Origin of the sequence: Streptomyces canus (genome assembly GCF_030815415.1) — a bacterium.
Lineage (GTDB): Bacteria > Actinomycetota > Actinomycetes > Streptomycetales > Streptomycetaceae > Streptomyces > Streptomyces canus_F.
The window spans coordinates 229,956-256,832 of the sequence record NZ_JAUSWW010000001.1; the positions used below are offsets into that span (position 1 = coordinate 229,956).

The following is a 26,877-nucleotide window of genomic DNA, read 5'->3' on the forward strand; positions in this document are numbered from 1 at the left end:
ACCGCTTGTACCCGTCAGGCCGGCGGCCGGGTCTGGTTCATCGGTAGCCGGCGGCGGCGATGTTCGCCTGGACCGCATTTTCGGTCGCGTCCGACGGGTAGCCCGAGACCATGGCACCCTCGTAGAACGTGCCCGCGCTGTCGTTGATGTTGCCTACCTCGGGTGAGCAGCAGTCGCCGCCACTGCCCAGGACGATGGCGCCTTGCTTCTTCATCGGGCTGTATACGTTGGGCTCGTTGGGAAGCGCGCCGTCCCATAGGGTGTTCAGGCTTCCGGACTGGGCATTGCTGCCCTTGATCGCGAATCGCGACGTCCCGTTGTTCTTGAGTGTCGCCGTGACGAACTTGCTGCTGAACGCCTGCTGGTTCGGGTTCCACGTGCTGCCGCCACCTGGGAACAGGCCCCATTCGAGGTCGGCCTGCACCCAGGGTCCGGTTCCGGAGCAGCCGCCGAACCAGCAGCTCGTCCCGAAGTAGATGGCGTCCATGGCACCTGGCCCGTCGGCCTTGCGGGTGGTTTCGCTGTTGCCGTAGTCGAAGCAGCAGCCGCTGTTGACATGCGTACCGCTGGTGACCATGTACATGCCCTCGGGTGCGCTGCCCGTCGGGACACCCGTCAGGTGGCCGTCACGCCAGTAGCTGGTCCCGGGGTTGATGTACAGCGAGTAGGCCTTGCTGCCGCCGACCGTCAGCGATTCGGTGGTCGCTACGGCCGGGCGGGTCTGTGGTGAGCCCGGGACCACGCTGGAACCCTGGTACCACAGGTCGTTGCCACGCCCGGACTGGTCGAACAGGACCGTGATGACACACGTGGTGTTTGCGCAGAAGGAGTCCTGGGCCGCCGCGTTGGCGACGCCGCCAGGGGTCAGTACGCCGATGTTGCGGGTTGTGTTGTCTGAGGAGCGTCTGACCTGATACAGGTCTCCGTTGTAGGCGCTGTAGAGGGCGCGCGTTGTGCTGTGCGCCGCCACGCAGGGCGTACCACCTGCGCCGTAGATGTCGCACGGGCCGGAGCCGGTGCCCGCATCCACCTTGACGAGTTGCCACTGCTGGTTGGTGCCGCCCCAGTCGCTGTACTGCACGACGTTGGCGCCGTCGTTGGTGGCCGCGTTCTGGACCTCGACCGCCTTGTTGCTGTTGCGGTTGATCAGCCGGACGTAGCCGCTGTCGGAGTCGGCCAAGCGGAACTGCTGGTTGGCGCCGCCGTGGTCGGTCCACTGGTGGATGGCGGCGCCGTCGGCCGTGGACCAGCTGGATACGTCGATCATCTTGCCCGAGTGGCGTGCCTTGATCCGGTAGTAGCCGCCGCCGGAGTCCACGAACTGGAACTGCTGGTTGGTCCCGTCGTGCCGGGCCCACTGCGTGATCGCGGCGCCGTCCGCGGAGCTCGCGTCCGCCACGTCCAGCGCCTTGCCGCTGTTGCGGTTGACCATGACGTACCAGGCGTTCGTGTCCACAGTGGCCGCTTGCGCCGCCGGCGCTCCGATCACGACCAGTAAACCGGCCATCAGGGCGGTGACCATGCCGATCACCGTTGTTCGACTGCCCATGTTCACCATCTTTCTCATTCGTCGGCCCGAGTGGGCTCAGCGCTGGACGCGCCCGAAATCGTGGCACCGCTTGGTTGCGGTGGTCAGGATGACTCCACTGTGGAGTGCCGGTGGTATCGCCCACGCGGTGAACAGCTCGTCCACGCGTCGGCGGACCGCACCCCATCGCGATCACCGTGGGTCAGGCGGGTCAGCGCTGCAGGGTGAGCAGGCCCGGCCGGTACGGCAGTTTCAGGTAGTCGGGTTCCTGTGTGTTGTTGGGGAGGCCCTGGTAGAGGAACTGCAGGTTGCAGGGATCGATGGTCATGGTCTGGTCGGGGTTGTCGCGGACCAGGTCACCGTGGCTGACGCCCTGGGCCCAGGTGGAACCGCTGTTGGCCTGGCCCGCGAAGGGGCTGCTCTCGCTGCCGGCCTGGACGGTCCACGGACCGTCCAGGCTGGAGGCGGTGAACGAGCGGAAGTAGCGGTTCGTACCCTGCGCCTCAACGATCATGAGGTACTGGTTCTGGCCCTTGACCTTGTAGACCTCCGGGGCCTCGAACAGAAGGTCCCTTACGTCGCTCATGACCGTCGTGTACGAGGAGCCGAAGTTGCCCGGGAAGTTCCCGATCGGCATGCTCGCCCGGTAGATCTTGCCGTTGTCAGCGGCGAAGAACAGGTACATGTTCTGGCCGTCGGCGATCATGGTCGGGTCGATCGGCTTGTCCCTCTGGTCCCCGGGGCCCTCGGGGAGGCTGCCGGTGAACAACGGCTGCTTGGCGGACCAGCCGTTGGGGTTGGTGGGGTCGCTGGACGTGCGGTAGTAGAGCGGCCACTGACCCCACTGGGACACCATCACCCAGACGTTCTTGGGCGCGAAGTAGAACAGTTCGGGCGCCACCGCGCCGTCGTTCATCTGGGTCTGGGTGGCCGCCCCCATGTCCGACCAGTTTGTGAAGGGACTGAACGTCGTACCGCCCCAATTCGTTCCGTCGGAGGTGGTCGCGTAGACCAGGTTCTTGCCGTTGTACTTCACGGTGGTGAAGTCCTTCAGCGCGACCTGCCCGTTGGCCGGCTGCGCCAGCGGGCCGGTCGAGGTCCACCGGTAGGTCGACGGAAGAGCACACGCGTTGCTCGCCCCGGACAGGCCGGTCCACTTCTGGTTGGCGCCGCCGGTGCACGACCAGAGCCGCGCCTCCGTGCCGTTGGTCTTGCCCCAGCCCGAGGCTTCCAGGCACAGCCCGGACCGCACGCCGACGATCGTGCCGTCGGAGTTCACCCGCCACTGCTGGTTGTCACTGCCGTTGCACGTCCAGATCTGCACCGGGGTCCCGGAGGTGTTGGCACCGCCCCGGGCGTCCAGGCACTTGTTGCCGTACACGGTCAGCTGACTGCTGTCCGTCAACGTCCACTGCTGGTTGACTCCACCGTGGCAGTCCCAGATGTGCACGTTCGCGCCGTCGGTCTGACTGAAGCCCTCCACATCGAGACAGCGGCCGGAATCAACACCGCGCACCTCGCTGGTGGTGGCCGCCTGAGCCGGGCCGGCGACGAGCAGCGCCGCCAACGCGGCCAGGGCCGCGACCACGGCGGCGAGCACCGCCGACGGATTTCTGCGGCTGAAACTACGTCTGCGCATAAGACCCTCGTCATCCTTGAGCAAGCGGCTCCGGTTTGGCCCGTCAGAGGCTGTCCGGAGGCGGTGTGGCACGACCCCGGCTGTCCGATATACCGAACAAAGGTCGAAGTACCGATCGAGAGAATGCTAGACATCCCATGAATGACGTCAATACTTCTTGCAAGATCCGCGGGCAGAAACGTTCACAGGCTGAAACCAGGCGGCTTCGAGTCCCGTGGTTGTGCGGGCAGGTGCGGCACTTCCACGCGAGCGCTGGCCTCCAGGGTGCGGCGGAGATCCGCTCATCGCCGGCCGCGGACCGGATCGGCCGGCATCATCGGCTCGATCCGGTCCCCCATCGCATCAGTGATCAGCAACTGGCAGGCACATCCGGTCGACTGACCAGCCCGTCAAGGAGACATGTCCTCGCTGCCGATCGGCGCACTCATCCCTCGCCCTCGTCGTCCTCGTCGAGCTCGGGGGCGTCGGGGTCGCGTAGCGGGCGCAGGCCCTGGGGTGGGGTGGAGGGGGTGAAGCTGTAGCGGCCCAGGACGTTGAGGTTCTTGAACTTCAGCAGGGAGAGGCAGGCGACATCCTCGTCGCTGATCTCGTGGCCCTCGGCACGGAGCTGGGCGACCGCAGCGTCGATGTGCTTCGTCGTCCACAGCACCACGGAGTTCAACACCAGGCCCAGTGACCCGAGTTGGTCCTCCATGCCGTCCCGGTATGCCTGGTGGATGGTTCCCCGCTTGCCGTGGCAGATGTCCCGGGCGAGGGTATGGCGGGACTCCTGGACGGACAGCTGCTTGCCCATCTGCCGCCGGTAGGTGTCATCGACCGGGTCGACGACCTGGAGCAGGTGCAGGGTCTTGGCGATCCGCCCGTACTCGGCAAACGCCTGCCCCAGCGGTGGGGGCCGTTCATCGGTGTTCTCCTTCGTGGATACCCCGGCGTTTAGGCCGGGGAGGAAACGAAGCTCCTGCGGAGCAGGGCAAGGGAAGCCGGTTCGCCGCCAGGGCGGACCGGTGTGCGCAGTCCACCTGCCGACACCCGCTGCCCACACGGAAGTTGATAGAGTGTGACGTGTGACGTGTGACGCGGCAGGTCAAGCGGGCATTCAAGTACCGCTTTTACCCCACCGGCGTGCAGGCGGCTGAGCTGTCGCGCACGTTCGGCTGTGTCCGCCTCGTCTACAACAAGGCGCTGGAGGAGCGGACTCGGGCCTGGTACGGCGAGCAGCGCCGCATCTCCTACGTGCAGTCCTCCGCCGCGCTCACGGCGTGGAAGAAGACCGGGGATCTGGCTTTTTTGGCGGAGGTGTCCTCGGTTCCGTTGCAGCAGGCGCTGCGCCATCTTCAGACGGCGTTCGGGAACTTCTTCGCCCAGCGCGCGAAGTATCCGCGGTACAAGCGTCCCGAGCGCCGCCCACCGACCGTCACGACCGGTGTGTGGCCGCGTCGGCCCCACGTGCGTCCTTTGGGCGGCCGTCGGGTGAAGCCTGCCTCGTCCTCGAAGCAGATGTAGCCTCCGCATGCCGCCCTGGCTCTTTTACCTCGGCCCAGGTCGCCTCCTTCCACACCTTCACGGCCTGCTCGTCGCGTTCGGCCACCCGCCGCGCGGGCACCTGCGGGCTGAAGCCGAGCCGGTGCATCAACCTGGTGGCCCCCCAGACGCTGTAGGAGACATGGAACTTCCTGCCGATCAGAGTGGCCACCCGCGCTGCGGTCCACACCTGGTCCTCCACCCAGCCGTGCGCGGCCGGCCCCTGCTCGAGATACGCGGCGAGCTTCTCCAGGCAGCGTGGAGAGAGGCGGCACCGTGATCCGCTCGGGCCACGGGACGACAGGGCCTGCACACCGCCATCGCGCCACACCTGGTGCCATTGATAGGCGGATTTCCGGCTCACTCGCAGCCGCCGCGCGACCTCCGGCGGCTTGATCCTCTGCTCGAACAGCTCGGCCGCCTGCATCCGTACCGTCTCCCGGCGCTGACGCCCCGCAGCGGTCAGTCCGCCCCCATCCGCATACCCGATAGTTCCTCTCATCGGTTCGTGATGCGGGTGTGGGGTTCAGGGAGCGTCGGGGGCCGTGGGAGTGATGCGCAGGAGGACGGCGGACGGCGCGGTGGGCAGGGTCAGGCTCAGTTCGGCCGTGTCGGGCATCCAGGCGGAAACGGCCCGGCTGACCGAGGGGTAGAGCACGTCGACACGGGCGGCGGTGGCGCGAAGGTGGGGCAGGTGAAGCGTTGCTGTGTCGTCGGTTCCGGGGCGGCGCCAGGCTGTTAGGTAGGTGGTGGCGGGAGTGCGCAGGGCCAGCGCGATCCAGGGGTCGTCCCAGGCGGGAAGGCCCAGTGGCCAGGACGGCACCGCTTGCGGCAGGTCGGCGCGGATGGCCTTGTACGCGGCTACCGCCTCGTGGACCAGGGCGCGGGCCTCCGGCTCGAGTTCGGGAATGCGGCCGGAGAGATGGATCCGGCCGAGGAGCGCGTTGGCCATGGTGAAGGCCACCTCGTCGAGGGAGTCCTCCGGCTGGGGGTACGCCCAGACAGCGCCTTGTTCAGGGGTGACGGCGGTGGGTGCGGAGGCTGCGATGGGGGCGTAGAGGTGGAGGTTCTGCTGGTCGCTGGTGGACTGCAGTTGCAGCCGGGACAGCAGGGCGTCGTCCCAGCGCATGCCGCCGGAGGCGCAGTTCTCCACCACCAGATGCGGATAGCGGTCCAGGATGCCGTCGAGCCAGTCGAGATGCGCCCGGTTGTGGCCGAGCAGTCCAGCGCCCGGGGTCTCGCCGGGGTGGGCGCTGGTGCCGGAGCCGGGGTCGATGTTGTGGTCGAGCTTGAGGTAGCCGACGCCCCACTCGCCGACCAGGCGGTCCACGACCTGGTCCAGGTGGGCGCGGGCGGCCGGGTGGCGCAGGTCCAGGTGGTGCCGGCCGTTCTCGGTGACGCGGACGTCGTCGCGGCGGAAAAACGCCTCGTCGGGAAGGGACTTGGCCATGGGGCTGCGGACGCCGACCACCTCCGGCTCCAGCCAAAGCCCGGGCACCATGCCGTGCTCCCGGATCCGGTCCAGCACCTCGTGGAGCCCGCGTTCCCCGGGGAAGCGGGAGGCAGAGGCCTCCCAGGCGCCGACGCTGTCCCACCAGCCGTCGTTCTCGCCGTCGTACCAGCCGGCGTCGATGACGAAGTACTCCGCGCCCGCGTCGGCCGCCGCGTCGATGTGCGGCAGCAGCTTCTCGGTCGTGGGGTCGCCCATCAGGCAGTTCATGTAGTCGTTGAAGATGACGGGCAGGCCCTGGTGGTCGGTGTGCGGCCGGCGCTGGGCGCGGCGGTAGCGGGTCAGCGCGGCGAATGCGGCGTTGGGGCCGCTGTCGTCGCTGAAGGCGAGCGCGGCGGGTACGGTGCGGAAGGCGGCGCCGGGTTCAAGGGAGTGCCGCCAGCTGTGGTGGGTGTCGGTGGGTCCGAACAGTGCCGCGTAGGCCGCCCTGTCGTGCTCCTCGCATTCCCAGCGCCAGCCCCCGCCGTTGTGCTCGATCTGCCACACCCAGGTGCGGCCGGTACGCCGGTCCGTCAGGCCGCCCATGGGGAGGTGTCCGCAGCTGGACCAGGTGCGCTGTCCGTTCAGGGCGAGGCCGGCTTTGCCGTGCCCGTTGCTCACGCGTCCGCTGTGGACCGGTGTGGTCCGGCGCATCGGCTGTCGTTGCCAGCGGCATTCGGTGAGCCAGTCGTTCTCCGCCCACAGCAGGTCCGTGGCGTCGATGGCCGCCGGGTCCTGCGGGGTGAGGCAGCCCACCACGAGCGAGCTGATCGACTCCAGATGCAGCGTGCTCTGCCCTTCGTTGCGCAGGGTCACCTCGCTGCGGAGCACGGGGATGCCGTCCGGTGATCGGTAGGTCACCTCCGCGGCCAGCCCGGTTTCGGGATCGTGGAGATGCACGGTCAGGGTGTGCCAGTCGCCGTCGCGGGTCACGTGGTGGCTCCGGTGGCGCAGACGCCCGCCGAGATCGGTGCCCACGAGTCGGTTGCCCGACCAGCCACGGCCGTGACCCGTGGCCGTCACCTCCACCAGGGGCAGGGACGCCCCGGCGGGTTTCTCCGCCTCGCCGGGCAGCCCGAGGTGTGTCAGGCGCGGGCTGCCGTCGTCGAGGACGATCTCGAGCTGGAGGGCCCCGTGCCCCCAACGGATGGTCCTCTGTTCCTTGGTCATGGTGGCCCTTTCGAGTCAGTGCCCGCGCAGGACGGCGCAGCCACCGGGCGGGATTTCGTGCGCGACTTCACCGGTCAGCAGGTCGTGGGCGGGCTCCGGCAGAGGCATGGCATCGTTGCCGTGGTCGATCGCGAGGGCGGGGTGGTCGCCCTAGCGTTCGGCGAGCACCGCGGCGATCCGACGGGCCGCGTTCCGGTACGCGCGGTGAGGCAGTAGGCGTCCCGGCTGCCGTGGACGAGACGGGTGCCGTCGGGCCGGACCGTCAGCGCGTCCGGGTGGGCCGAATTGCCCCTGGCCCTGCGCATCAGCTCGTCGTCCTCCATCCAGACCGACTCGTCCCACTGGTCGGGGTTGTAGTCCCCGCCGAAGGCAAGGCCGCACAGGCGGTCGGTGATGCTGCGAGTCGTCATGACGGTTCCTCGGGTACGGAGAGTCCAGTCCTGCTCTGTCGGCCCGCCAGGACCGGTGATCACTCGACCGAGACTGCTGCGCCGACGAAGCTTCTGCGGTTCGGCTCATGGCGACGGCCTTCCTGGGCTGTCGAAGCGCTTCACTTCCAGGCGAAAGTTAACGGAGAAGTTTCGTGTGGAACAAGGGTCTCTACCGCGAGAAACTTTCTACTGCTGGTGCGTTGACAGTCTGCCGGGTGGAATGGCATCGTCGAAGCGCTTCGACACTCTCTTCACAGGCCGTTCCCCTTGTTGCTGAGCCACAGGTCGCCGGTGCGGCCCGGCCGCCGTCCTGACGGTCGGGCGGACGGACTGGACCTTGTCGCGCGGCGCGCCAGCCGTTCGCGGACGAGCCGGCCCCGTCCTTCGAGACCGGCCGACCCCGCTCAGCGCCCCATGAGCTACGGCAAATGGAGGCGACCCACATCGGCGGACGCTCTGCGGCCGCTGCCGCAAGAGGACGGCCCCGGTCGCTCCGGCACCCGGCCCCCCCGATCGCGCCAGTCGGAGCGCCACGGAGCGGGGGCCGATCTAGGCTGGAAACAGCCGCTGAAACCAGCACTGACGGGCTCGGCGGTGCGGACGGAGGCGTGGCGGGTGGAGACAGCCGACAAGCAGGACGCGCCCACTGCCGTTGCCGTGGTGGACCCGGACGGCACAGTGAGCGGCTGGAGCGAGGGGGGCCGGCTGCTCCTGGGCTGGACGGCGGAGGACACGGTCGGGCGCCCCGTGACGGAGCTGCTGGTCGATCCCGCGCCGCCCGGCTTCCCCGAGGGCTACGGCACCGGCCCCGACCCCACGGGGTTCATCCCCCTGCGCCACCGGGACGGCTCCACGGTGGACGCCGTAGTAACGGCTCACCCGCTGTCCGGCCCCGACGGGAGGGCACTGGGTCACGTGATGACCGCCCAGCGTTGGGGACGCCGCCCGGTGATCGCGGACCGGGCCTTCGAGCAGTCTCCCTTCGCTCTGGGCGTCTACGACCCTGATCTGCGGTTCCTGTGGATCAACACCTCCTCTTGCCGGGTGATCGCGCACTCCGAGGAGCAAGTACTCGGTAAGAAGTACCGCGAGGTGCTTCCTGAATTCGACCGCACGCTGTTTCCCGAAAGGGACGACAAGCCCTACACCGACGCGCTGGCCGAGGTGGCGAGGACGGGCGAGGCCACGCGTCTCATCACCGTCTTCCGCCCTCGCGGCAGTAACTACGCCAATGCCTGGGCCACCAGCATCTGGCCCGTCCGGGATGCCGAGGGCAGGGTCCGCGCGGTCGCCAACTGGGGATTCGACATGAGCGCCGAGTACTGGGCCCGGCAACGCCTGCTCATCCTCAACAAGGCTGGCGCCGGCATCGGCCGGACCCTCGACGTCACCGGCACCGCCCAGGAACTGGCCATGACCCCGGTGCCGGGATTCGTCGACCTCGTCAGCGTGGATCTCTTCGACGAGGTGCTGCGCGGAGAGGAACCACCCTCCGCCTCCGCGTTCGACCCCGACCAGACGATCACGCTCAGCCGTGCCGCCCAGCACAGCGCGCAAGAGGGCGCCGACCCGGCTGCCGGGCCCACGGCGCCGGTCAGTCACCCTGCCGGCTCCGTCGCCGCCCGCTGCATGGTCACCGGCAGGTCCACGGTCGAGCTCGCGGCGGAGCCCGGACAGGGCGGCGAGTGGGCCTTCGGACCCGGGCTCGCCGCCGACCCGGCCCACTGGCCGCCGGGCAACCCGGTGATCCACGAGTCCCTCGCCGCGGACGGGCTGACGGGCCGGATCACCGTGCCGCTGCGGGCACGCGGCGCACTCCTCGGCGTCGTCGCCTTCTCCCGCCTGGACCGGCCCGAGGCCTTCACCGCCGACGACCTGATCCTCACCGAGGAGCTGGCCGCCAAGGCAGCCGTCGCCATCGACAACGCCCGCCGGTACGCACGCGAGCGAACGACCGCTCTGACCCTGCAACGCAGCCTGCTGCCGCAGGGACTGCCGATCCAGGAAGCGGTCGAGGTGGCCTCCCGCTACCTGCCCGGCGGGACCGGCACAGAAGTGGGCGGTGACTGGTTCGACGTCATACCGCTCTCCGGCGCCCGGGTCGCGCTGGTCGTCGGTGATGTCGTCGGCCACGGCCTGCACGCCTCGGCCAGCATGGGCCGGCTGCGTACGGTGGTCCGCACTCTCGCCGACGTCGACCTGCCGCCGGACGAGCTTTTGACGCACATGGACGACCTCGTCCTTCACCTCGCCAACGACCTCCAGCCCACCGGCCACTTCCAGCCGACCGGCGAGACAGGGGCCACCTGCCTGTACGCCGTCTACGACCCGGTCTCCCGACGCCTTACGCTGGCGAGTGCCGGCCATCCCCTGCCGCTGATCATCTCCCCGGACGGCACCGGTACCCCGGTACCCGCCCAGCCGGGACCGCCGCTCGGCATCGGTGGTCTGCCGTTCGAGGCCACCGAGCTCGAACTGCCCGAGGGCAGCCTGCTCGCCCTCTACACCGACGGACTGGTGGAAAGCCGCGAGCGCGACGTCGACCAGCGGACCACCGAACTGCAGCGCGCCCTGGACCTCTCGGCCACCTCACTGGAGGCCCTGTGCGACACGGTGATGGACGCGATGCTCCCCGACCGGCGCACCGACGACGCGGCCCTGCTGCTCGTTCGCACTCATGCGCTGGATCCCCACCACGTCGCCGACTGGGACGTCGAGCCCGACACCGCGCAGGTGCCGCGCGTCAGGAAGTTCGCTGTCGATCAGGTGAGCGCCTGGGGCCTGGAGGAGGCGGCGTTCGTGACCGAACTGGTCGTCAGCGAACTGGTCACCAACGCCATCCGATACGGCGAGCCGCCGATCAGGCTCCGGCTGATTCGCGACACCTCCCTGATCTGCGAGGTCTCCGACGCCAGCAGCACCGCTCCGCACCTGCGCCGGGCCCGAGCCTTCGACGAGGGCGGCCGGGGACTGTTGCTCGTCGCCCAGCTCACCCAAGGGTGGGGCACCCGGCACACCAGCAACGGCAAGACGATCTGGTGCGCGCAGACCCTTCCCGCCTCTGGGCCGTCCTGAGATCTCAGCTCGCGGAGCGGCGCCGACCGGTCGGCAGGGCACGGCAACGGCACTACTGGTCCGTACGGGAGCCCGCCGCCTGGCGAGGGCCGGCACCACGTCCGACGCCGGCGCCGACCGACGAAGATCCGTCAAGTGACGTCATCGGTGTTCTCCTTCGTGGATACCCCGGCGTTTAGGCCGGGGAGGAAACGAAGCTCCTGCGGAGCAGGGCAAGGGAAGCCGGTTCGCCGCCAGGGCGGACCGGTGTGCACAGTCCACCTGCCGACACCCGCTGCCCACACGGAAGTTGATAGAGTGTGACGTGTGACGTGTGACGCGGCAGGTCAAGCGGGCATTCAAGTACCGCTTTTACCCCACCGGCGTGCAGGCGGCTGAGCTGTCGCGCACGTTCGGCTGTGTCCGCCTCGTCTACAACAAGGCGCTGGAGGAGCGGACTCGGGCCTGGTACGGCGAGCAGCGCCGCATCTCCTACGTGCAGTCCTCCGCCGCGCTCACGGCGTGGAAGAAGACCGGGGATCTGGCTTTTTTGGCGGAGGTGTCCTCGGTTCCGTTGCAGCAGGCGCTGCGCCATCTGCAGACGGCGTTCGGGAACTTCTTCGCCCAGCGCGCGAAGTACCCGCGCTACAAGAGCCGGAAGAAGTCGCGGGCGTCGGCCGAGTACACGCGTAGTGCCTTCACATGGCGCGACGGAGCGCTGACTTTGGCGAAGATGCCGGAGCCCTTGGACATCCGCTGGTCGCGCCCCCTGCCCGAGGGGACGGAGCCGACCACGGTGACGGTGTCCCGGGACGCGGCGGCCCGCTGGTTCGTGTCCCTGCTGTGCCAGGACCACATCGCCCTGGCTCCCGCCACCGCCAACGCGGTGGGCCTGGACGCCGGGATCACCTCCCTGGTGACACTGTCCACCGGGGAAAAGGTCGCCAACCCCAAGCATGAGAGGCGTGACCGGGCCTGCCTGGCCCGCGCGCAGCGTGAGCTGTCGCGCAAGTCGAAAGGCTCGGCGAACCGGGAGAAGGCCCGCCGTAAGGTCGCCCGCGTGCATGCGCGGGTCGTCGACCGGCGCCGGGACTTCCTGCACAAGCTGTCGACTCGACTCGTCCGTGAGAACCAAACGGTCGTGATCGAGGACCTGAGCGTCCGCAACCTGCTGAAGAACGGCACGCTCGCACGCGCCATCAGTGATGCGTCGTGGACACACCTGCGCTCCATGCTGGAGTACAAGTGCGCCTGGTACGGGCGCGAACTCGTCGTGATCGACCGCTTCTTCCCCAGCAGCAAGCTGTGCGGGAACTGCGGCACGGTCACGTCGAAGATGCCGCTGAACGTCCGTGCGTGGACGTGCGTCTGCGGCGCGGTGCATGACCGCGACGTGAACGCGGCGCGCAACATCCTGGCCGCCGGGCTGGCGGCATCTGCCTGTGGAGACGGTGTAAGACCTCAACGGGAGCCCTCCCGGACGGGGCGGTCGTCGGTGAAGCAGGAACCCCAGCGGGCGACCGCTGCAATCCCCCGCCTTTAGGCGGGAGAGGAAGTCAAATTGGCATCCGTTGCCCGGGGTGTCGTCGCGCTCGACGAGCCCCATGCTGCACTTCAACAACGGCTCCTTCCCGGGCCACACCTGGACCGGCGGTGCCGACTGGCTGCTCTACCCGCTGCCGGAGTACTACGAGGTCACCGCCGACACCGACTTCTACCGGAACAAGCTGGCGCTAGCAAGATTTCCGTGACGCGGGGCTGTGCCACCGTGCGCCGGTGACGCTCCGTCACGGGTAGCGGCGTCGGAGGTGGGACATGAGGACGACGCGGTGGCGCAGGAGCGGAACGTCGGCGCGGCCGGCGATGATCCGTTTCTAGAGCTTCAGGTCCGTGATCCGGCCTTCGTTGACGCCGGAGTTGAACGGGGTGGTGATCCCCTGCACGACTGCCAGCCGGTCTTCGCGAATGGCGTTGGCCGGGCTCGCCAAGGAAGACAGGCCAGAGGCCACGAGTTGGTCGAGCCAGTCCGGCAGCGGGGCGGCATCGCGGGCATCGAGCATGGCCGCGAACTGCCGTACCAGAGTATGGGTTTGGTCGAGCTCCGGGCAGTGTTCAAGCAGCCGACGGAGTGCCTCGGTGGGGTGCAGGCCGCGCCGAGGCGGTGTGGTGGAGATCCACCGGGCTACCTGGCGGGGCGATGGTGGCCGCTCGCGCGGTGTGTCGATCGGCAAACCGCGGCGTAGCGGCGCGATGGCCATCTTGACCCGCTGATAGTGGCCGCCGTAGCCCTTGGCGACAATCTCCTGGTGCAGCACGGTCGCGGTGCTCGCCTTCCTCCCACCGCTGCCTCAGATACGGGTCGAGGCTCGTGGACCGGCGGGGCGGAGTGCGCCGTACACACTCCTGCCAACCGGCAGCGCGTGCGTACTTGGCCACGGTGCGGCCGTTCAAGCCGAGCTCGCGGGCTATCGCAAGATCCTGGCGATCGTGCGGGCGGCCGACGGCCCGGTGCAGGTCAGGGCGGTCGGTAAGCGGCTGAGCCTGAACGCCTCGGCGCGCGGCAAGCTGGAGCCTTTGCGGGCGAAGATGACCAAGCTCGCCGATCGCAGCAGGCTGCACAAGGGGGGCGACGGGCGGTTCACCGCACGTCCGTAGCCGCGCGGGGTGCGCCCGTAACTGACGGGCGCCCGACGGCAGTTGAGTTTGTGTGACGAAAAACAACGGTCTCGCCGAGGGCTCTGACGGCCTTGTTTACACCGCCCGCCTGCCGCTGTCGAGCGCCACTGTCAACTTGACCCGGCCCTAAAGGACCGGGCTTGGAGGTAGCGCCCAACTGGCTGCTGGGTTGACTCCTCCGTCCAGACACCCCTATCGGGTGGCAGGGACGCGTGACTCACGCCCCGCGTTCCACACGTTCTCGCCACGGGTGGCGATGTTGTGGGAAGCATTCCGGTCGGCGTGGGCAACGACCCCGCACCCCCGGCAGATGAAAAGTCCCTGGTCGACACGGTTGCGTTTGTCGACGTGGCCGCACTCGGTGCATGTCTGGGACGTGTACGCGGGATCGACGATGACCAGGGGCACTCCTGCCCGCTTGGCCTTGTAGATGATGAAGTCTGCGAGTTGGGCGAAGGACCAGGAGTGGAGCGCGACCCGTTGGGGCTTGCGGAGCCGTACCCTCTGCCGGATTCCCTTGAGTTCTTCCAGGGAGATCCCGGCCGAGGTGCGTTCAGCCTCGATCACGATCGTCTTGGCGATGATGTGGTTGGTGTTCTTGACGTGCCGCGCCTCGCGGCGGGAGCGCTCCTTGAGCCGGCGCTTGGCGGACTTGGTGCGCTTCTTCTGGAGCTTGGCCCGCAAGGCAAGCTGCCTCTTGCGATACCGGTTCAGGGCGCGTCCGGCGGCCTGGTAGCCGGTGGATGTGGTGACGATGTTGACGATGCCGAGGTCCACGCCGATGAAACCGTCCGGCTCGTACGTCTCGGCCTCGGGAACCTCACACGTGGCGATCAGATAGAAGACGCCGTCACGCTCGATCAGGTCGGACTCGCCCTTGCGGTACTGCTGGAGCACCTTGAGCGCGTCCGCCGAGCACACGAACCGCACACCCTTCAACCGGCCTTCGGTGGTCCAGATCGAGACCGTCCGCTGGTCGTACTGCCAGCTCAAACACCGGTCGTCATACGGCTGCGCGGCATCGCGACGGAACGTGATCGGCTTCGACTCCGCCTTGCGGCGGCGCTTCGACTTCGGCTTGCCGAGGTTACCGGCCCGGATGTTCGCCCTCAAGGTGGTGTAGGCGTCGCGCACCTTCTTGATGGTGTGCTGGGCGGCCTGCGCCCCGAGACCTTTGGCCTTGAGGCGCGGGTAGGTGTGCTTGCGCAGCTCGTACTCGCGCGGCACCCCGTAGGCGAACGCCACTTCGGAGACCCAGCACGCCAGATCGTTGACCGTGCGCAGGGTCGCGGACAGCGCGGTGGCCTGCTCGGCCTCCGGCATCAGCTTCACTTGCGTCACGATCTTCACGACGATCATCGTACTACAGTTGGTCTATGTCACCACGCTGGGAGCCAAACCCCAACATTCACAGGGGCCGTACGGTCGTCTACACCCTTCACGCCCATTTGGTCTTCACACCCAAGTACCGGCGCGGACCGTTCACCGACGAGATCCTTACGCGCTGCGAAGAGATCATGCGGGCCGTGTGCGCCGACTTCGAAACCGAGCTGGTGGAGTTCAACGGCGAGCGTGATCACGTCCAACTGCTCGTGCACTACCCGCCCAAGGTCGCCATCTCGCGGTTGGTCGGCTCCCTCAAGGGGGTGTCCGCCCGCAGACTCCGCCAGGAGTTCCCCGGCCACATCCGCAAGTACCTGTGGGGCGACCACTTCTGGTCCCCGTCCTACTTCGCCGCATCCTGCGGCGGCGCACCGCTAGAGATCATCAAGGAGTACATCGAGAACCAGAAGCGACCCGACTGAGGGCAACAGTGCAGACCCGTGCGCCCGTGCAGGTCACCCCTATCTTGAGAAGCGCTTCCTCCCGGGCGTGAACGCCCGGGGTTCCGCGCTAGATCATGCTGAACTGGCTCGCCGACCTGATACGCGGCCGCCTGAAGAGGATCGGCTCGCGGTGGCGGGCCCTGCCCGCGGGGAAGATCGCCGGCATCGTGCTGGCGGTGCTGCGCTGTGACCAGCGGCCGGGCGACCTGGCTGGCGGCAACGGGATACACCGCACCACCGTGACCCGGTGGGTCAGGGAGGTCGTCCCTGCTGGCCGCCCGCGCCCCGCGCCTGGAGCGGGCCCTGAAGAGGATCGCCCGGACGGGTGGCGGGGTGGTGCTGCTGGACGGCACGCTGATCCGCACCCGGCGGCGCACCGGGAAGGAGAACCGGAAGAACTACTCCGGGAAGCTCAAGCACCATGGCCTGCTCGTGATCGCGCTCACCGACGACCGGGGCCGGCTGGTATGGGTCTCCGCGGTCAGACCCGGGCGGACCTCGGAGATCACCGCCTGCCGTCACGACACGCTCACCCAGAAGTTGCGGGCGGCCGGGCTGGGAGCCATCGCCGACCTGGGATTCGTCGGGCTCGAGACAGTGATCCGACGCCGACCCGGCGGTGATCACCGGCTCCTGTGGATCGGGGCAAGTAAGGCTCGAAGATCCACCTGATCACCGAGCGGACCGGTCTGCCCCTGTCCGTCGGGATCTCCGGGGCGAACCTGCACGACAGTCAGGCGCTGATCCCGCTGGTGAAGGGGATACTGCCGATCCGCTCCCGGCGCGGACGCCGACGGCGCAGGCCGGCCAAACTCCACGCCGACAAGGGATACGACTACGACCACCTGCGGCGATGGTTACGCGGACGCGGCATCCGGCACCACATCGCCCGCAGAGGCATCGAGTTCTCGCCCCGCCTGGGCCGCCACCGCTGGACCACAGAACGCACGATGGTGCCACTTGTCCCCCAACTGGGCTTGCCGGCAGCGCAGCGCGACCGTCCGCTTCACAATCTGGGAGCAGATCACCGGAGTCGCCGGCCTTTCCACCACGGCCTGACCACAGCCCGGAACCGGGCGCCATCACGCGCAACACGCTGTCAGGCACTCCCGCACTCACCAACGTGACAGCGCGCCAGGACTCGTCCTCGGGGTTGATCTCGTGCAGCGGCCAGGCGCCGTACAGGTGCTGGATGTGCTGGTGGTTGTAGCGGTCGGTCAGGCTCGGCCAGGACCATTCGGCGAGCGCGCCGTCGCCGTTGACGCGGTAGTCGGGGATCTTGTGCAGCAGTGCGGTCCGGGAGAGGGAGGCCGCCCCGGCGGTCAGGGCGGCGGCGGTCAGGAAGCACCTGCGATCGATGGAGTGGTCCAGTCCACTACGCAAACTCCTTTGTCTGCTGAGGGCTATACGAAATGGGGGAGTTGGGATGTGTAAGGAGTCATGGGCAGGCGAGCGGACAACCTTCCGGTCCGCACCGGCCCGTGAGGTGATCCTCCGTAGGGGACGTGCCCCGGCGGCCCGCTCGGTCGCGGGGCCGCCGGGGCATGCGGTCAGGAAAGAGTCCAGGTCTCGCTGTTGACGCTCGCGCTGCCGCCGAGCTCCTGGTCGACCGCCGCTCCTCGGGTGGTCGAGCCCGCGACGCCGATGTGCAGGCCGCTGCCGATGCCCACCAGCATGTAGTTGCTGCCGGTGTAGCTGCCGGTCAGGTCGAGGGCCCACTGCTGGTTGGTCCCGCCGTTGCAGGTCCACTGGTGCAACTGGAGGCCGGCGGTGGTCGACTTGTCGGGGACGTCCAGGCACAGGCCGCTCTTGACGCTCTTGAGCGTGAAGATGTTGTCCGCCACCCGGGTGAGGGTCCACTGCTGGTTGGCACCGCCGGTGGACGGCCACTGGATGATCTTGGCGCCGTTTGCGGTGGAGCCGTCGGACACGTCCATCAGCATGGAGCTGCTGAGGTTCTTCAGCGTGTGGACCCCCTCCGAGGGGATCCCGCTGCCGGCCGTCCACGTGCCCGCGTCCACGTCGAGGGACCAGGTCGGGTACTGACCGAGGTTCACCGTCGTGCCCCGGATGGTCAGCGGCAGCCAGATCAGCTTCGACGCGCCCAGGTTGGAGGTGTCCCAGCGGTCACCGGCGTAGATGTACGTGGTGCCGGAGGTGCCCTGGACCGTGATGACGTTCGCCGTCTGGCTGCCGTAGGTCTTGGTGCCGGGGGCGGCGAAGTTCCGGAACGCCGACCAGGGGCCGCCCAGCGAGGTGGCGGTGGCGTAGACGTTGTCGTTCAGGCTCCAGCCCGTCAGGTGGGAGCCGAAGACGTAGTACATGCCGCCGATCTTCACCATGGCGGGCGACTCGACGCTGGCACTGCCGCTGCTGCCCAGCACCGCCACCGCGCTGTCCACTGAGAGGTAGTCGGCGGAGAGCTTGTAGATGCGCAGGCCGTTGTTGCGGTCCTCGCTCAGCAGATAGCCGGTGCCGTCGGTGTCCTGGAACAGGCCGATGTCCCGGCTGAGGTTGCCCTGCGGCCGGAAGCTGCCCCGGTAGGTGTACGGGCCGCACGGCGTGCTGCTGGTGGCCACACCGACCTTGGCCTCGGCGTAGTTGGTGCTGTCGATGTGCATGTACATCACGTACGTGCTGGTCGACGCGTTGTAGATGACCTTCGGCCGCTCCACGATGCGGCTGGGGCCCAGGTCACCGCTGGCCTGCCGGCTCAGGGCCTGGCCCTGGTGGGTCCAGTTCGCCAGGTCGGTCGAGGTGTAGCAGGGGATGTCCTGGAACGACGTGTCCGTCGAGTTCCTGCCGGTCTTGTCTTCGCCGAAGCCGTACCAGGTGTTGCCGACCTTGATGATGCCCAGGCCGTGCAACTGCAGGGCGTTGCCGTTCTGGTCGGTCCGGTCGGCACCCGTCGTGAACGTCACCGAGGCCGCTTGTGCCTGCGTGGCGGGTACGAGCAGGGCGGCGAGGCCGCTGAGCAGGGTCAGGAGCGTGAGGAGCGTGGTCCGCCATCGGGGGCGCGGTGGCGGTGTGCGGTGCCATGTGTTGTCGGGCATGGTGTCACCTCTCCGTTGAGGTCGGGGATGCTGCGGGTGCGCGGGTGGAACAGGGGGGTGGGCCTGGGGCCGCTCAGGGGGCGAGCGGGATGGTGATGGTGTTCCAGGACATCGGCGGCAGCACGGCACTCAGCCGGCCGCCGTCCGTGATCGTGCCGGTCACCGGCTTCGGCGTCACGCGGTCCTGCTGCTGGAGCGTGTTGGCCGCCTGGCGGTCGGGGTCGGCCAGGGCGGTGTGCGTCACCTGCCCGGCCACCGGGTTGAACGCCCGCAGGTCGGCGGTGAGTTCGAGCGGCCTCGTGGTGTGCCGGTTGACGGCGAAGACGGTGAGCGTCCCGTCCTCCTGCCGGACGGCGGTCGCGTGCAGCAGTGGCACCTCGCCGTAGCGGGCGGTGTCATGGACGGGGCTGTCCAGGGCGAGCCGGAGCACCTGGCCGCCACTGTGTCGGGCCGCGTCGGCGAAGGGATAGAAGATGGTCTGCCGCCAGGCCGGGCCGCTGGGCTCGGTCATGATGGGGGCGATGACGTTCACCAGCTGGGCGAGGCAGGCGGCGGTGACGCGGTCGCAGTGGCGCAGCAGGGTGATCAGCAGGCTGCCGACCACGACGGCGTCGGTGACGGTGTAGACGTCCTCGAGCTGGCGCGGGGCTACGCTCCAGTCCGGGGTGTCGGTGTTGTTGACCGGCCGGCTCTGGTACCAGACGTTCCACTCGTCGAAGGAGAGGTTGATCCGCTTGCTTGAGTGGCGCTTGGCCCCGATGTGGTCGGCGGTGGCGACCACCCCGTCTATGAATGCTTCCATGTCGGCGGCCGAGGCGAGGAAGCTGTCGACGTCACCGTCGCTCTCCTCGTAGTAGGCGTGGCAGGAGATGAAGTCGACGAGGTCGTACGTGTGCTCCAGGACCGTCGCCTCCCACGCGCCGAAGGTCGGCATGGAGCGGTTGGAGCTTCCGCAGGCGACCAGTTCCAGGCCGGGGTCGACGTCGCGCATGGCCTTGGCGGTGACGGCGGCTAGGCGGCCGTATTCGTCGGCGCTCTTGTGGCCGAGCTGCCAGGGGCCGTCCATCTCGTTGCCCAGGCACCACAGTTGGATGCCGTGCGGCTTGTCCACGCCGTGCGAGCGGCGCAGCTCGGAGAAGGCCGTGCCGGCGGGGTGGTTGGTGTACTCCAGGAGGTCGAGTGCCTCCTGCAGGCCACGGGTGCCGAGGTTGAGGGCCTGCATCGGCTCGACGTCGGCCTTGGCCGCGAAGCGCATGAACTCGTTCAGCCCGAACCGGTTCGTCTCGACGGTCCGCCAGGCGCCGTCGAGCCGGCGGGGCCGCTGCTCCACCGGGCCGACTCCGTCCTCCCAGCGGTAGCCGGAGACGAAGTTGCCGCCGGGGTAGCGGACCATCGTGACGCCCAGTTCCCGGATCAGGGCCAGGACGTCGGTGCGCAGTCCGTCCTCGTCGGCGCTCGGGTGGTCCGGTTCGAAGACGCCGGTGTAGACGCAGCGGCCGAGGTGCTCGACGAAGGATCCGAACAGCCGCGGATTCACCTCGCCGACGGTGAAGTTGGGGTCCAGGTGTACGGCCCCTGCGAGCGGCGGGTGGCTGGCGGGGTTGGGCATGGGTCACTCCGGGATGGATCGGTGCGATGAGTGGCGTTCTGTACGGTTGCCGGGGCGCTCTGCGGTCAGCCCTTGATGCCGGTGTGCGCGACGCCTTCGACCAGGTATCGCTGCAGGAAGAGGAAGACGAGCACCAGCGGCAGGATGGACACGGTGGCGGCGAGGAACAGCTCGTGGATGTTGACGGTCTGCGCGGTGGTGAAGGTCGACAGGGCCACCTGCACCGTCCAGCTGGACTGGTCCTGGCCGATGACCAGCGGCCACAGGAAGGCGTTCCAGTTGGTGATGAAGGTGATCACCGCGATCGCCGAGAAGAAGCCGGTGGAGTTGGGGACGACGATCCGCCAGTACGTGCCCCAGCTGCCGAGACCGTCGATCCGGGCGGCCTCCTCCAGTTCCTTGGGGAAGCCGAGGAAGTACTGCCGGAAGAGGAAGGCGGTGAAGCCGCTGAACAGGCCGGGCACGATGAGACCTTGCAGGCTGGAGACCCAGCCCAGTGACGACACGAGGACGAAGCTGGGCACGAAGGTGACCGCGCTGGGGATCATGAGGGTGGCCAGCACCGCGTAGAAGATCTTGTTGGCGTGCCGGTACGGGACGCGGGCCAGCGCATAGCCGGCCAGGGAGCAGACCAGCAGCTGCCCGGCGGTGCCGAGCACCCCGACGACGAGGGAGTTCCACATGCTGCGCGCCATGGGAACTGCGGGGTCGTTGAACAGCTCGGAGATGTTCTCCCAGTGCAGCGTGCTCGGGAAGAACTTCCAGTTCACCCCGGTGAGGTCAGCGTCAGTGGCCAGACTGTTGCGGATCAGCAGATAGAACGGGACCAGGAACAGCAGCGCCGTGGCCACGGCGACGGTGTACAGGGCGACGCTGCCGGCCCGTTCGCCCACGGTGCGTGGGCGGCCGCTGACCTGGGCGGTGGACGAGGTGGCCATCAGCTGTCCGCCTTTCCGAAGCCGAAGATCCGGCCCTGCAGCAGCGTCACCATCGTGATGAGTGCCGACAGCACCAGCGCCCCGGCGCTGCCGTGGCCGAAGTCCTGACCCTGCCCGAGGGCCGTGTAGTAGAGGTAGACCAACGGTGGCCGTGCGTAAGGGGTGTTGGGCAGCAGGTTGTAGAACTCGTCGAACGCCTGGTAGGCCGCGATCAGCAGAAGGAGCACCACGGCGACCGAGGTCGTGCGCAGCTGCGGCAGGGTGATGTGCCGGAAGGTCTGCCAGCCGGGTCGGGCGCCGTCCGTCCAGGCGGCTTCGTACAGTTCCTTGGGGATCTGCTGGAGGGCGGCCAGGAAGAGGATCATGTAGAAGCCCAGCTGGAGCCAGAGCCGTACGGTGACCAGCACCATCCAGTACCAGGGCGGGGAGACGGTCCCGATCCAGGCGATGGGTTCGATCCCGAACCAGCCCAGGACGGTGTTGGCGAGACCGAAGCGCACCCCGTTGAAGATCGACAGCTTCCACACCATCGAGGCCACGACGTAGGAACACGCGGTGGGGATGAAGAACACCGAACGGAAGAAGGCACGGGCGACGCGGATGCGATGGACGAGCAGCGCGAGCGCCAGAGCCAGGACGTAGGTGAGAGGGACGACGATCAGCGCGAAGAGCGTGAAGGTCCACAGGCTGTCGGTGAACGGCCCTTCGGTGAGGATGTCCGCGTAGTTGTCCAGGCCGACGAACTTCGTCGGGCTGACCGTGTTCTGGGCCTGGAACAGGCTCAGGTAGAAGCTCCAGCCGACCGGCACGTAGACGAACAGCAGGAGACCGGCCAGGAAGGGACCCGCGAAGAGCCAGAAGGTGCGGGTGCTGCCTCGCACCCCGTGCCCGTCACGTGTCGCCTTCGCCGCGGGGCCGGGTGGCGCGGTGGCGCCCGGGCGGGCGCCACGGGTGGTGGTGGTTGTCATGCCTGTCAGGGCCCCTCAGGCGATCTTCTTGAGTTCGGCCTCGACCCGGGTGCGGGCCTTGGCCACCTCGGACTCGGGGTTCTTTCCGCTGACCACGGCGTTGTTCACCATGTCCTGGGAAATCGTCACCATGGCCTGGGTCCAGTACGGGTCGTCATAGTGCCCCTTGGTCTCGAACAGCTTCACCGCCTCGGCGGCGGTGCCGTTCTGCAGCTTGGTGGCCTTCGCCGCCAGGCTCTTGCGCGGGGGGATGTGGAAGCCGTACGAGGTGCACCAGTCCTCCTGGAACTTCGTCTGCTCGATCCACAGCCACTTCACGAACGCCTTGGCCGCGTCGACGTCCTTGGCCTTGGCGCTCACGTAGGTGGACCAGCCGCCGTTGTAGACCACCTGGCGGCCGGCGCTGCCGATGCCGGGCAGGGGGACGATGCCGAAGTCGTCACCGAGTGCCTTCTGGATGCCGGGCATCGCCCACAGGCCGCACCACTGCATCGCGGTCAGGCCCTGGATGAACGCCGACGGGTCCCACCAGTCGGTGGGGGCGCCGAGCAGCAGCGTCTTGCTGGTGTACAGCTCGCGCATCTTCTTCAGACCGTCGACGGTCGCCTGGTTGTCGAAGGCGACCTTGTGGTCGGCGGTCAGCAGTTCACTGCCGGTGGCCCAGATCAGGGGACTGGCCAGGATGTCGCTGCCGCCCTTCAGGCCGAGGTACAGACCCTTGACCCCGCCCTTGTCGAGCTTGCGGGAGGCGTCTATCAGCTCGTCGAAGGTGGTCGGGGGCTGGACACCCGCCTTCTCCAGCAGGCTCTTGCGGTAGTACAGGAACTGCGGGTCGTCGATCATGCGGATGCCGTAGACCTTGCCGTCAACCGAGTTGGCGGTCAGATCCTTCTCCGTGAAGTCGGACTTCACGTCCGCGATGATGTCGTCCAGCGGCACGATCTGCCCGGACTTCGCCATCTGGACGTCGGGGTGGAACTCGAAGACGTCGGGGCCGCTGCTGGAGACCAGGCCGCTGGAGAGCTTGGAGGCGTAGTCACCGGGGATCCACTGCACCGACACGTCGGCCTTGGTGTACGCCTTCGCGTACCGCAGCGCCGCCTGCTGAGTGCCGGCCTCGCCGTACTGGTGGTACCACTGGCTGATCGCCGCCTTACCGCCGGCGGAGCCGCCGCCGCGACCGGTGTTCCCGCCGCACGCGGCGAGGAATCCCGCCGCTGCCACGGTGCCGGAGCCGCGCAGGAAGGACCTGCGGCCGAACGGTCTGCTGGGGTTCTGCTCAGGGGACATGGCTACCTCTGCTGTGAAGTACGGGTGTGGGACCGGGCCTTGGGGACGAGGCCGCGACGGCGGGTGATGACGCTGTGGACGGCGGCGGAGTGCGGCCGGTAGGAGCGCGACGCGAAACCCGCGGGGTGGGGGCACGCAATCGGAGGGGGGAATCCTTGCCGCTGACGGGGTTGCAGCGAGCAAGGCGAGACGCAGGTTATGCGCGCTACACCCCTTCGTCAACAAGCCAGAAAAAGTCTGTGCACGGCGGTTCCAACGACGCGCTCCCCGTGGATACGATCAGGCGCCCCAGCCCCCATCGAACACAGGACAACGTCGTTGAAGCGGACGTACCAGGACATTCGCCGGACCAACCGTTTCGCGGTGATGCGGCATCTCATCGCCTCGGCGCCCGTCGTCAGGCGCGACATCGCCGCAGCCACGGGCCTGTCAGTGGCCACCGCCTCCGACATCGTCAACGAGCTGCACGAGCTTGGGCTTCTGGCCGAGATCGGACAGCAGGCTTCGGGCGGCGGACGCCCGCGGAACCTCCTCGCGCCCGCCCTCGAGGGTCCCCGGCTCATCGGCGTCGACATCGCCGAGACCTACGTCCACGTCGAGGTCTTCGATCCCGCTCTGCGGGTTCTGGCCAGAGCCGAGTACGAACTGCACCCGCACACCAACTCGCCGGACTACGTCGTGGACCGAATCGTCCGCGGCATCGACGACGCGATCGCGCAGGCCCAGGTGGAGCGCGGCAGGATTCTCGGGGTCGGCGTCAGCATTCCCGGCCAGGTACGGCCGGACGGCACAGCCTCCGTCTTCGCCTCGAACTGGAACTGGAACGACGTGCCACTGCTGGCCCTGCTCACCGACCGGCTCCCTGATGTGCCGGTCATCCTCGACAATCCGCTGCGTGCGAGCACCATCGCCGAACTGTGGTTCGGTGCCGCCCGCGGCCGCGACAACGTCGCCGTACTCACCCTGGGAACCGGCGTCGGCGCGGGCCTGGTCATCCAGGGGGCGCTCTACCGCGGGGCCACGAACACGGCTGGCGAATGGGGCCACACCAACCTGGTCATCGACGGCCGCAACTGCCGCCGCGGATGCGTCGGATGCGTGGAGACCTACGTGGGCGCACCCGGCATCATGCAGCACCTCGCGGAAACCGACCCGGACAGCCCGCTCCTGCACCCCGACGACCAGATGGCGACCATCAACGCCCTGGCCACCGCACACGCGGCCGGCGACCCCGCCGCACAGCAGGTGATCGCCACGACCGGCCGCTACCTCGGCATCGCCATCGCCAACCTGATCAACCTGTGCAACCCGCAGATCATCGTGCTCACCGGCTGGGTCGCCGACAGTCTGGGAAGCGCCGTCCTGCCGCATGTGCGCGCCACCGCCGCCCGCTACGCACTCGCCGAACCCTGGGAAGGCACCGAGATCAGTCTCTGCCCCATCGACCGCAACCCGGTCAGCCTCGGCGCGGCGACCCTCGTCCTCGAAGGATTCCTGTCCTGACACTCCTGCTGTGAGCGGCTCCAGCTCGAGGACGGAACTCCCGGGCGCGCCCAACTGCGCCTGCAATCAGGAACTTTGGCCTTGTTTGTTTGTGCCCAAATCGAAAAGCATGCAACGGAGAGGTGCACGAGTCATGGCAGATTCAGCGAGCCACGCCATACCTGAACAGCCATCGGCCGGCGCCCAGGGAGGGCTCTCGCGGCGTGGGCTCCTCAAGGGTGCCGCCGTCACCGTGGGAGCCGCGGCGCTCGGTGCCGGCGCGGCCGGGACGGCCGCGGCGGCCGACGCCTCCGTCACCGCGACGGCCCCCGACGGCAGCAACACCATCACGATGTCGCTGACTTCGGGCGCGCTCAGCTGGTCGGCGAAACGAAGAGGCGTGACGTTGGTCGACACTTCGGCTCTCGGCCTCAAGCTGAGCGACGGAACGGTGCTCGGCGCCGCCGGCACGGTGATCACCAACTACCAGCACTGGACCATCGAGAACACCTGGACTGCGGTGTACGGCCGCAACGCGACCGTCCGCGACCGGTACCAGGAGATGCGCTGGAACCTCCAGGACACCGCCTCGCTGATCAACTTCAGCGTCCAGATCCGCGCCTACCCGACCGGCGTCGCCTTCCGGTACGTGCTGCTCGGCAAGGGCACCGCCACCATCGCCGACGAGCTGACCACGTTCGTCTTCCCCGACAGCACCCTGGTCTACAGCGCGCGTGACGAAGACCCCTACAACCCGGTCGCGCCCGGCTCGATCCCCTCCACGGGCACCTCGACCACGGACACCGGCCCGCTGACCGACCTGCCGCTGACCGCCACCTACGCCGGCGGCAGCCTGATCGCCTGCATCTGCGAATCCTCGCGTCTCAACTTCCCGCGGCTGATGCTCAGCTCCGTGTCCGGGCAGCCGGGCGCCCTCGCCGCCTACCTGATGGAGCACACCGGCCGCGGTTCGGACAGGGTCCAGACGACCTCGGCGGTCACCACGCCGTTCGCCACGCCGTGGCGGGCGGTGGTGACCGGCTCCACCCACGCCGAACTGGTCGACAACGCCGAGCTGGTGCTCAACCTGGCCCCCGCGAGCACGTTGGCCGACACCTCGTGGATCAAGCCCGGCAAGGCCTTCCGGGTACAGCTGACCACCGCCGCCGGGATGGCGGGCGTCGACTTCGCCGTGGCTCGCAGCCTGCAATTCATCGAGTACGACGGTGGCTGGTACGGCGACGTCACAGGCACCGACGCGACAAAGCCGATTGCGGACATCGACCTGCCCTCGGTGATCTCCTACGCCACGAGCAAGGGCATCGGCGTCATCCTCTACGTCGACCGCGTAGCGGCCACCAACCCCGACAGCCTGTTCAGCCTCTACAAGAGCTGGGGCGTCAAAGGTGTCAAGCTCGGATTCGTCAACGACGGCACCCAGGCGATGACGAACCAGATCACCAACTGGGTCAGAACGGCAGCCAAGTACAACCTGCTGATCGACATGCACGACAACATGCGCCCGTTCGGCTACGAACGGACGTACCCGAACTGGGTCAACATGGAGGGCGTGCGCGGCAACGAGCGCTTCCCGACCGCCAGCCACAACGTGACCCTGCCGTTCGCCCGCAACATCGGCGGGCCGATGGACTACACCATCTGCTACGGCCAGTCGCGGGACCGGACCACCAACGTCCACCAGATGGCCATGGCGGCGGTCTTCTACCAGCCGCTGAACTTCCTGTACTGGTACGACTCGCCGTCCAAGTACGCCAACACGTCCAACTGGCCGGGGCTGCCATGGTTCGACGCCATCCCCACCACCTGGGACCAGAGCCGCACCCTCGCCGGATCGATCGGCCAGTACGCCGCCGTCGCCCGCCGCCACGGCGACACCTGGTACGTCGGGGCGATGACCAACGAGACGTCCCGGACCTTGTCGCTCCCGCTCACGTTCCTGGGCGGCGGAACATACACGGCGACCGTCTACGCCGACGGCACCCCAGGCACCAACCCCTACCAGACGCCGGTCGTGGTCAGCACCCGGACGGTCACCTCGGCCACCACGCTGAACGTGGCAATGGCTCCCGCGGGCGGCCAGGCGATCATCCTCAAACCGAGCTGACGCGACGGACGCGGGGTCAGTCGGTCGGTGATGGTGACGCACTTCCAGGCGCCGCGGGTCGTGAAGTTGACGGACTTC

18 protein-coding genes and 7 pseudogenes are annotated in these 26,877 nt (G+C 68.2%); 10 read left to right on the top strand and 15 right to left on the bottom strand.

What is annotated here, in order from left to right:
- Positions 1-37: 37 nt before the first annotated feature.
- The 4 genes and pseudogenes from QF037_RS01065 to QF037_RS01075 form a co-directional block, all read right to left on the bottom strand.
- Complete coding sequence (locus QF037_RS01065) at positions 38-1,549, bottom strand: arabinofuranosidase catalytic domain-containing protein (protein WP_373463636.1); 1,512 nt, start codon at positions 1,547-1,549, stop codon at positions 38-40.
- A 190-nt stretch (positions 1,550-1,739) separates the two neighbouring features.
- Positions 1,740-3,167 carry a non-reducing end alpha-L-arabinofuranosidase family hydrolase gene (locus tag QF037_RS01070; protein WP_307020887.1) on the bottom strand — a complete coding sequence of 476 codons (1,428 nt, stop codon included), beginning with the start codon at positions 3,165-3,167 and terminating at the stop codon, positions 1,740-1,742.
- A 211-nt stretch (positions 3,168-3,378) separates the two neighbouring features.
- Positions 3,379-3,505, bottom strand: a pseudogene (locus tag QF037_RS50815) (IS5/IS1182 family transposase); the annotation flags it as partial.
- An 86-nt stretch (positions 3,506-3,591) separates the two neighbouring features.
- Positions 3,592-4,062: pseudogene (locus QF037_RS01075) on the bottom strand (Tn3 family transposase); the annotation flags it as partial.
- A gap of 176 nt (positions 4,063-4,238) precedes the next feature.
- On the opposite strand from QF037_RS01075, the pseudogene QF037_RS01080 reads away from it, so the two are divergent.
- Positions 4,239-4,556 (top strand): annotated as a pseudogene (locus QF037_RS01080) (helix-turn-helix domain-containing protein); the annotation flags it as partial.
- Here QF037_RS01080 and QF037_RS01085 read toward each other — a convergent pair.
- The 3 genes and pseudogenes from QF037_RS01085 to QF037_RS01095 all read right to left on the bottom strand — a co-directional run.
- Positions 4,553-5,178: pseudogene (locus QF037_RS01085) on the bottom strand (winged helix-turn-helix domain-containing protein); the annotation flags it as partial. The pseudogenes QF037_RS01080 and QF037_RS01085 overlap by 4 nt on opposite strands.
- Before the next feature lie 36 nt (positions 5,179-5,214).
- Positions 5,215-7,347 carry an alpha-galactosidase gene (locus QF037_RS01090; RefSeq protein ID WP_307020891.1) on the bottom strand — a complete coding sequence of 711 codons (2,133 nt, stop codon included), beginning with the start codon at positions 7,345-7,347 and terminating at the stop codon, positions 5,215-5,217.
- Positions 7,348-7,421: 74 nt separating this feature from the next.
- A complete protein-coding gene (locus QF037_RS01095; protein WP_307020892.1) occupies positions 7,422-7,757 on the bottom strand; it encodes a hypothetical protein in 336 nt (111 codons plus the stop codon).
- Between the two features lie 636 nt (positions 7,758-8,393).
- Here QF037_RS01095 and QF037_RS01100 point away from each other — a divergent pair.
- From QF037_RS01100 to QF037_RS01110, 3 genes are all read left to right on the top strand, one after another.
- A complete protein-coding gene (locus QF037_RS01100) occupies positions 8,394-10,853 on the top strand; it encodes a SpoIIE family protein phosphatase (RefSeq protein ID WP_307020893.1) in 2,460 nt (819 codons plus the stop codon).
- A 313-nt stretch (positions 10,854-11,166) separates the two neighbouring features.
- Positions 11,167-12,375 (top strand): RNA-guided endonuclease InsQ/TnpB family protein, encoded by a 1,209-nt coding sequence (locus QF037_RS01105; RefSeq protein ID WP_307020895.1) that lies wholly within the window; start codon positions 11,167-11,169, stop codon positions 12,373-12,375.
- A 61-nt stretch (positions 12,376-12,436) separates the two neighbouring features.
- A complete protein-coding gene (locus tag QF037_RS01110; RefSeq protein ID WP_307020897.1) occupies positions 12,437-12,583 on the top strand; it encodes a hypothetical protein in 147 nt (48 codons plus the stop codon).
- A gap of 123 nt (positions 12,584-12,706) precedes the next feature.
- Here QF037_RS01110 and QF037_RS01115 read toward each other — a convergent pair whose 3' ends face one another.
- Positions 12,707-13,147, bottom strand: coding sequence for a hypothetical protein (locus tag QF037_RS01115; RefSeq protein WP_307020899.1), 441 nt, complete (start codon positions 13,145-13,147; stop codon positions 12,707-12,709).
- A 7-nt stretch (positions 13,148-13,154) separates the two neighbouring features.
- Here QF037_RS01115 and QF037_RS01120 point away from each other — a divergent pair, with 7 nt between their 5' ends.
- Positions 13,155-13,487 carry a hypothetical protein gene (locus tag QF037_RS01120; protein ID WP_307020901.1) on the top strand — a complete coding sequence of 111 codons (333 nt, stop codon included), beginning with the start codon at positions 13,155-13,157 and terminating at the stop codon, positions 13,485-13,487.
- 213 nt (positions 13,488-13,700) lie between these two features.
- On the opposite strand, the gene QF037_RS01125 is transcribed toward QF037_RS01120, so the two are convergent.
- Positions 13,701-14,867 carry an RNA-guided endonuclease InsQ/TnpB family protein gene (locus tag QF037_RS01125; protein WP_307020902.1) on the bottom strand — a complete coding sequence of 389 codons (1,167 nt, stop codon included), beginning with the start codon at positions 14,865-14,867 and terminating at the stop codon, positions 13,701-13,703.
- A gap of 17 nt (positions 14,868-14,884) precedes the next feature.
- On the opposite strand from QF037_RS01125, the gene tnpA reads away from it, so the two are divergent.
- From tnpA to QF037_RS01140, 3 genes and pseudogenes are all read left to right on the top strand, one after another.
- Positions 14,885-15,313 carry an IS200/IS605 family transposase gene (gene tnpA, locus QF037_RS01130; protein WP_307020904.1) on the top strand — a complete coding sequence of 143 codons (429 nt, stop codon included), beginning with the start codon at positions 14,885-14,887 and terminating at the stop codon, positions 15,311-15,313.
- 357 nt (positions 15,314-15,670) lie between these two features.
- Positions 15,671-15,871, top strand: a pseudogene (locus tag QF037_RS01135) (transposase family protein); the annotation flags it as partial.
- An 89-nt stretch (positions 15,872-15,960) separates the two neighbouring features.
- Positions 15,961-16,287, top strand: a pseudogene (locus QF037_RS01140) (transposase); the annotation flags it as partial.
- A 199-nt stretch (positions 16,288-16,486) separates the two neighbouring features.
- On the opposite strand, the pseudogene QF037_RS50820 reads toward QF037_RS01140, so the two are convergent.
- The 6 genes and pseudogenes from QF037_RS50820 to QF037_RS01165 form a co-directional block, all read right to left on the bottom strand.
- Positions 16,487-16,717, bottom strand: a pseudogene (locus tag QF037_RS50820) (glycosyl hydrolase family 95 catalytic domain-containing protein); the annotation flags it as partial.
- A 167-nt stretch (positions 16,718-16,884) separates the two neighbouring features.
- Positions 16,885-18,387, bottom strand: a complete 1,503-nt coding sequence (locus QF037_RS01145) for an RICIN domain-containing protein (RefSeq protein ID WP_307020906.1) — start codon at positions 18,385-18,387, stop codon at positions 16,885-16,887.
- 73 nt (positions 18,388-18,460) lie between these two features.
- Positions 18,461-19,996 carry an arabinosylfuranosidase ArfA gene (gene arfA / locus QF037_RS01150; protein WP_307020908.1) on the bottom strand — a complete coding sequence of 512 codons (1,536 nt, stop codon included), beginning with the start codon at positions 19,994-19,996 and terminating at the stop codon, positions 18,461-18,463.
- A 65-nt stretch (positions 19,997-20,061) separates the two neighbouring features.
- Positions 20,062-20,934 carry a carbohydrate ABC transporter permease gene (locus QF037_RS01155; RefSeq protein WP_307020910.1) on the bottom strand — a complete coding sequence of 291 codons (873 nt, stop codon included), beginning with the start codon at positions 20,932-20,934 and terminating at the stop codon, positions 20,062-20,064.
- Entirely contained in the window at positions 20,934-21,902 is a 969-nt protein-coding gene (locus tag QF037_RS01160) for a carbohydrate ABC transporter permease (RefSeq protein ID WP_307020912.1), read from the bottom strand. The genes QF037_RS01155 and QF037_RS01160 overlap by 1 nt, the downstream gene beginning before the upstream one ends.
- 15 nt (positions 21,903-21,917) lie before the next feature.
- Positions 21,918-23,192, bottom strand: coding sequence for an ABC transporter substrate-binding protein (locus tag QF037_RS01165; protein ID WP_307020914.1), 1,275 nt, complete (start codon positions 23,190-23,192; stop codon positions 21,918-21,920).
- Between the two features lie 318 nt (positions 23,193-23,510).
- Here QF037_RS01165 and QF037_RS01170 point away from each other — a divergent pair, with 318 nt between their 5' ends.
- Positions 23,511-24,695: an ROK family transcriptional regulator gene (locus QF037_RS01170; RefSeq protein ID WP_307020916.1), complete on the top strand. Its 1,185-nt coding sequence runs from the start codon at positions 23,511-23,513 to the stop codon at positions 24,693-24,695.
- 133 nt (positions 24,696-24,828) lie between these two features.
- Entirely contained in the window at positions 24,829-26,799 is a 1,971-nt protein-coding gene (locus QF037_RS01175; protein ID WP_307020918.1) for a glycoside hydrolase family 97 protein, read from the top strand.
- Positions 26,800-26,877 lie beyond the last annotated feature (78 nt).

What these genes read in the sequence shown, in the direction of transcription:
- QF037_RS01110 (WP_307020897.1), top strand. Translation starts at nt 12,437, where the DNA reads ATGCTGCACTTCAACAACGGCTCCTTCCCGGGCCACACCTGGACCGGC.
- QF037_RS01125 (WP_307020902.1), bottom strand. Translation starts at nt 14,867, where the DNA reads ATGATCGTCGTGAAGATCGTGACGCAAGTGAAGCTGATGCCGGAGGCC.
- tnpA (WP_307020904.1), top strand. Translation starts at nt 14,885, where the DNA reads ATGTCACCACGCTGGGAGCCAAACCCCAACATTCACAGGGGCCGTACG.
- QF037_RS01145 (WP_307020906.1), bottom strand. Translation starts at nt 18,387, where the DNA reads ATGCCCGACAACACATGGCACCGCACACCGCCACCGCGCCCCCGATGG.
- QF037_RS01165 (WP_307020914.1), bottom strand. Translation starts at nt 23,192, where the DNA reads ATGTCCCCTGAGCAGAACCCCAGCAGACCGTTCGGCCGCAGGTCCTTC.
- QF037_RS01090 (WP_307020891.1), bottom strand. Translation starts at nt 7,347, where the DNA reads ATGACCAAGGAACAGAGGACCATCCGTTGGGGGCACGGGGCCCTCCAG.
- QF037_RS01095 (WP_307020892.1), bottom strand. Translation starts at nt 7,757, where the DNA reads ATGACGACTCGCAGCATCACCGACCGCCTGTGCGGCCTTGCCTTCGGC.
- QF037_RS01155 (WP_307020910.1), bottom strand. Translation starts at nt 20,934, where the DNA reads ATGGCCACCTCGTCCACCGCCCAGGTCAGCGGCCGCCCACGCACCGTG.
- QF037_RS01070 (WP_307020887.1), bottom strand. Translation starts at nt 3,167, where the DNA reads ATGCGCAGACGTAGTTTCAGCCGCAGAAATCCGTCGGCGGTGCTCGCC.
- QF037_RS01160 (WP_307020912.1), bottom strand. Translation starts at nt 21,902, where the DNA reads ATGACAACCACCACCACCCGTGGCGCCCGCCCGGGCGCCACCGCGCCA.
- arfA (WP_307020908.1), bottom strand. Translation starts at nt 19,996, where the DNA reads ATGCCCAACCCCGCCAGCCACCCGCCGCTCGCAGGGGCCGTACACCTG.
- QF037_RS01175 (WP_307020918.1), top strand. Translation starts at nt 24,829, where the DNA reads ATGGCAGATTCAGCGAGCCACGCCATACCTGAACAGCCATCGGCCGGC.
- QF037_RS01065 (WP_373463636.1), bottom strand. Translation starts at nt 1,549, where the DNA reads ATGGGCAGTCGAACAACGGTGATCGGCATGGTCACCGCCCTGATGGCC.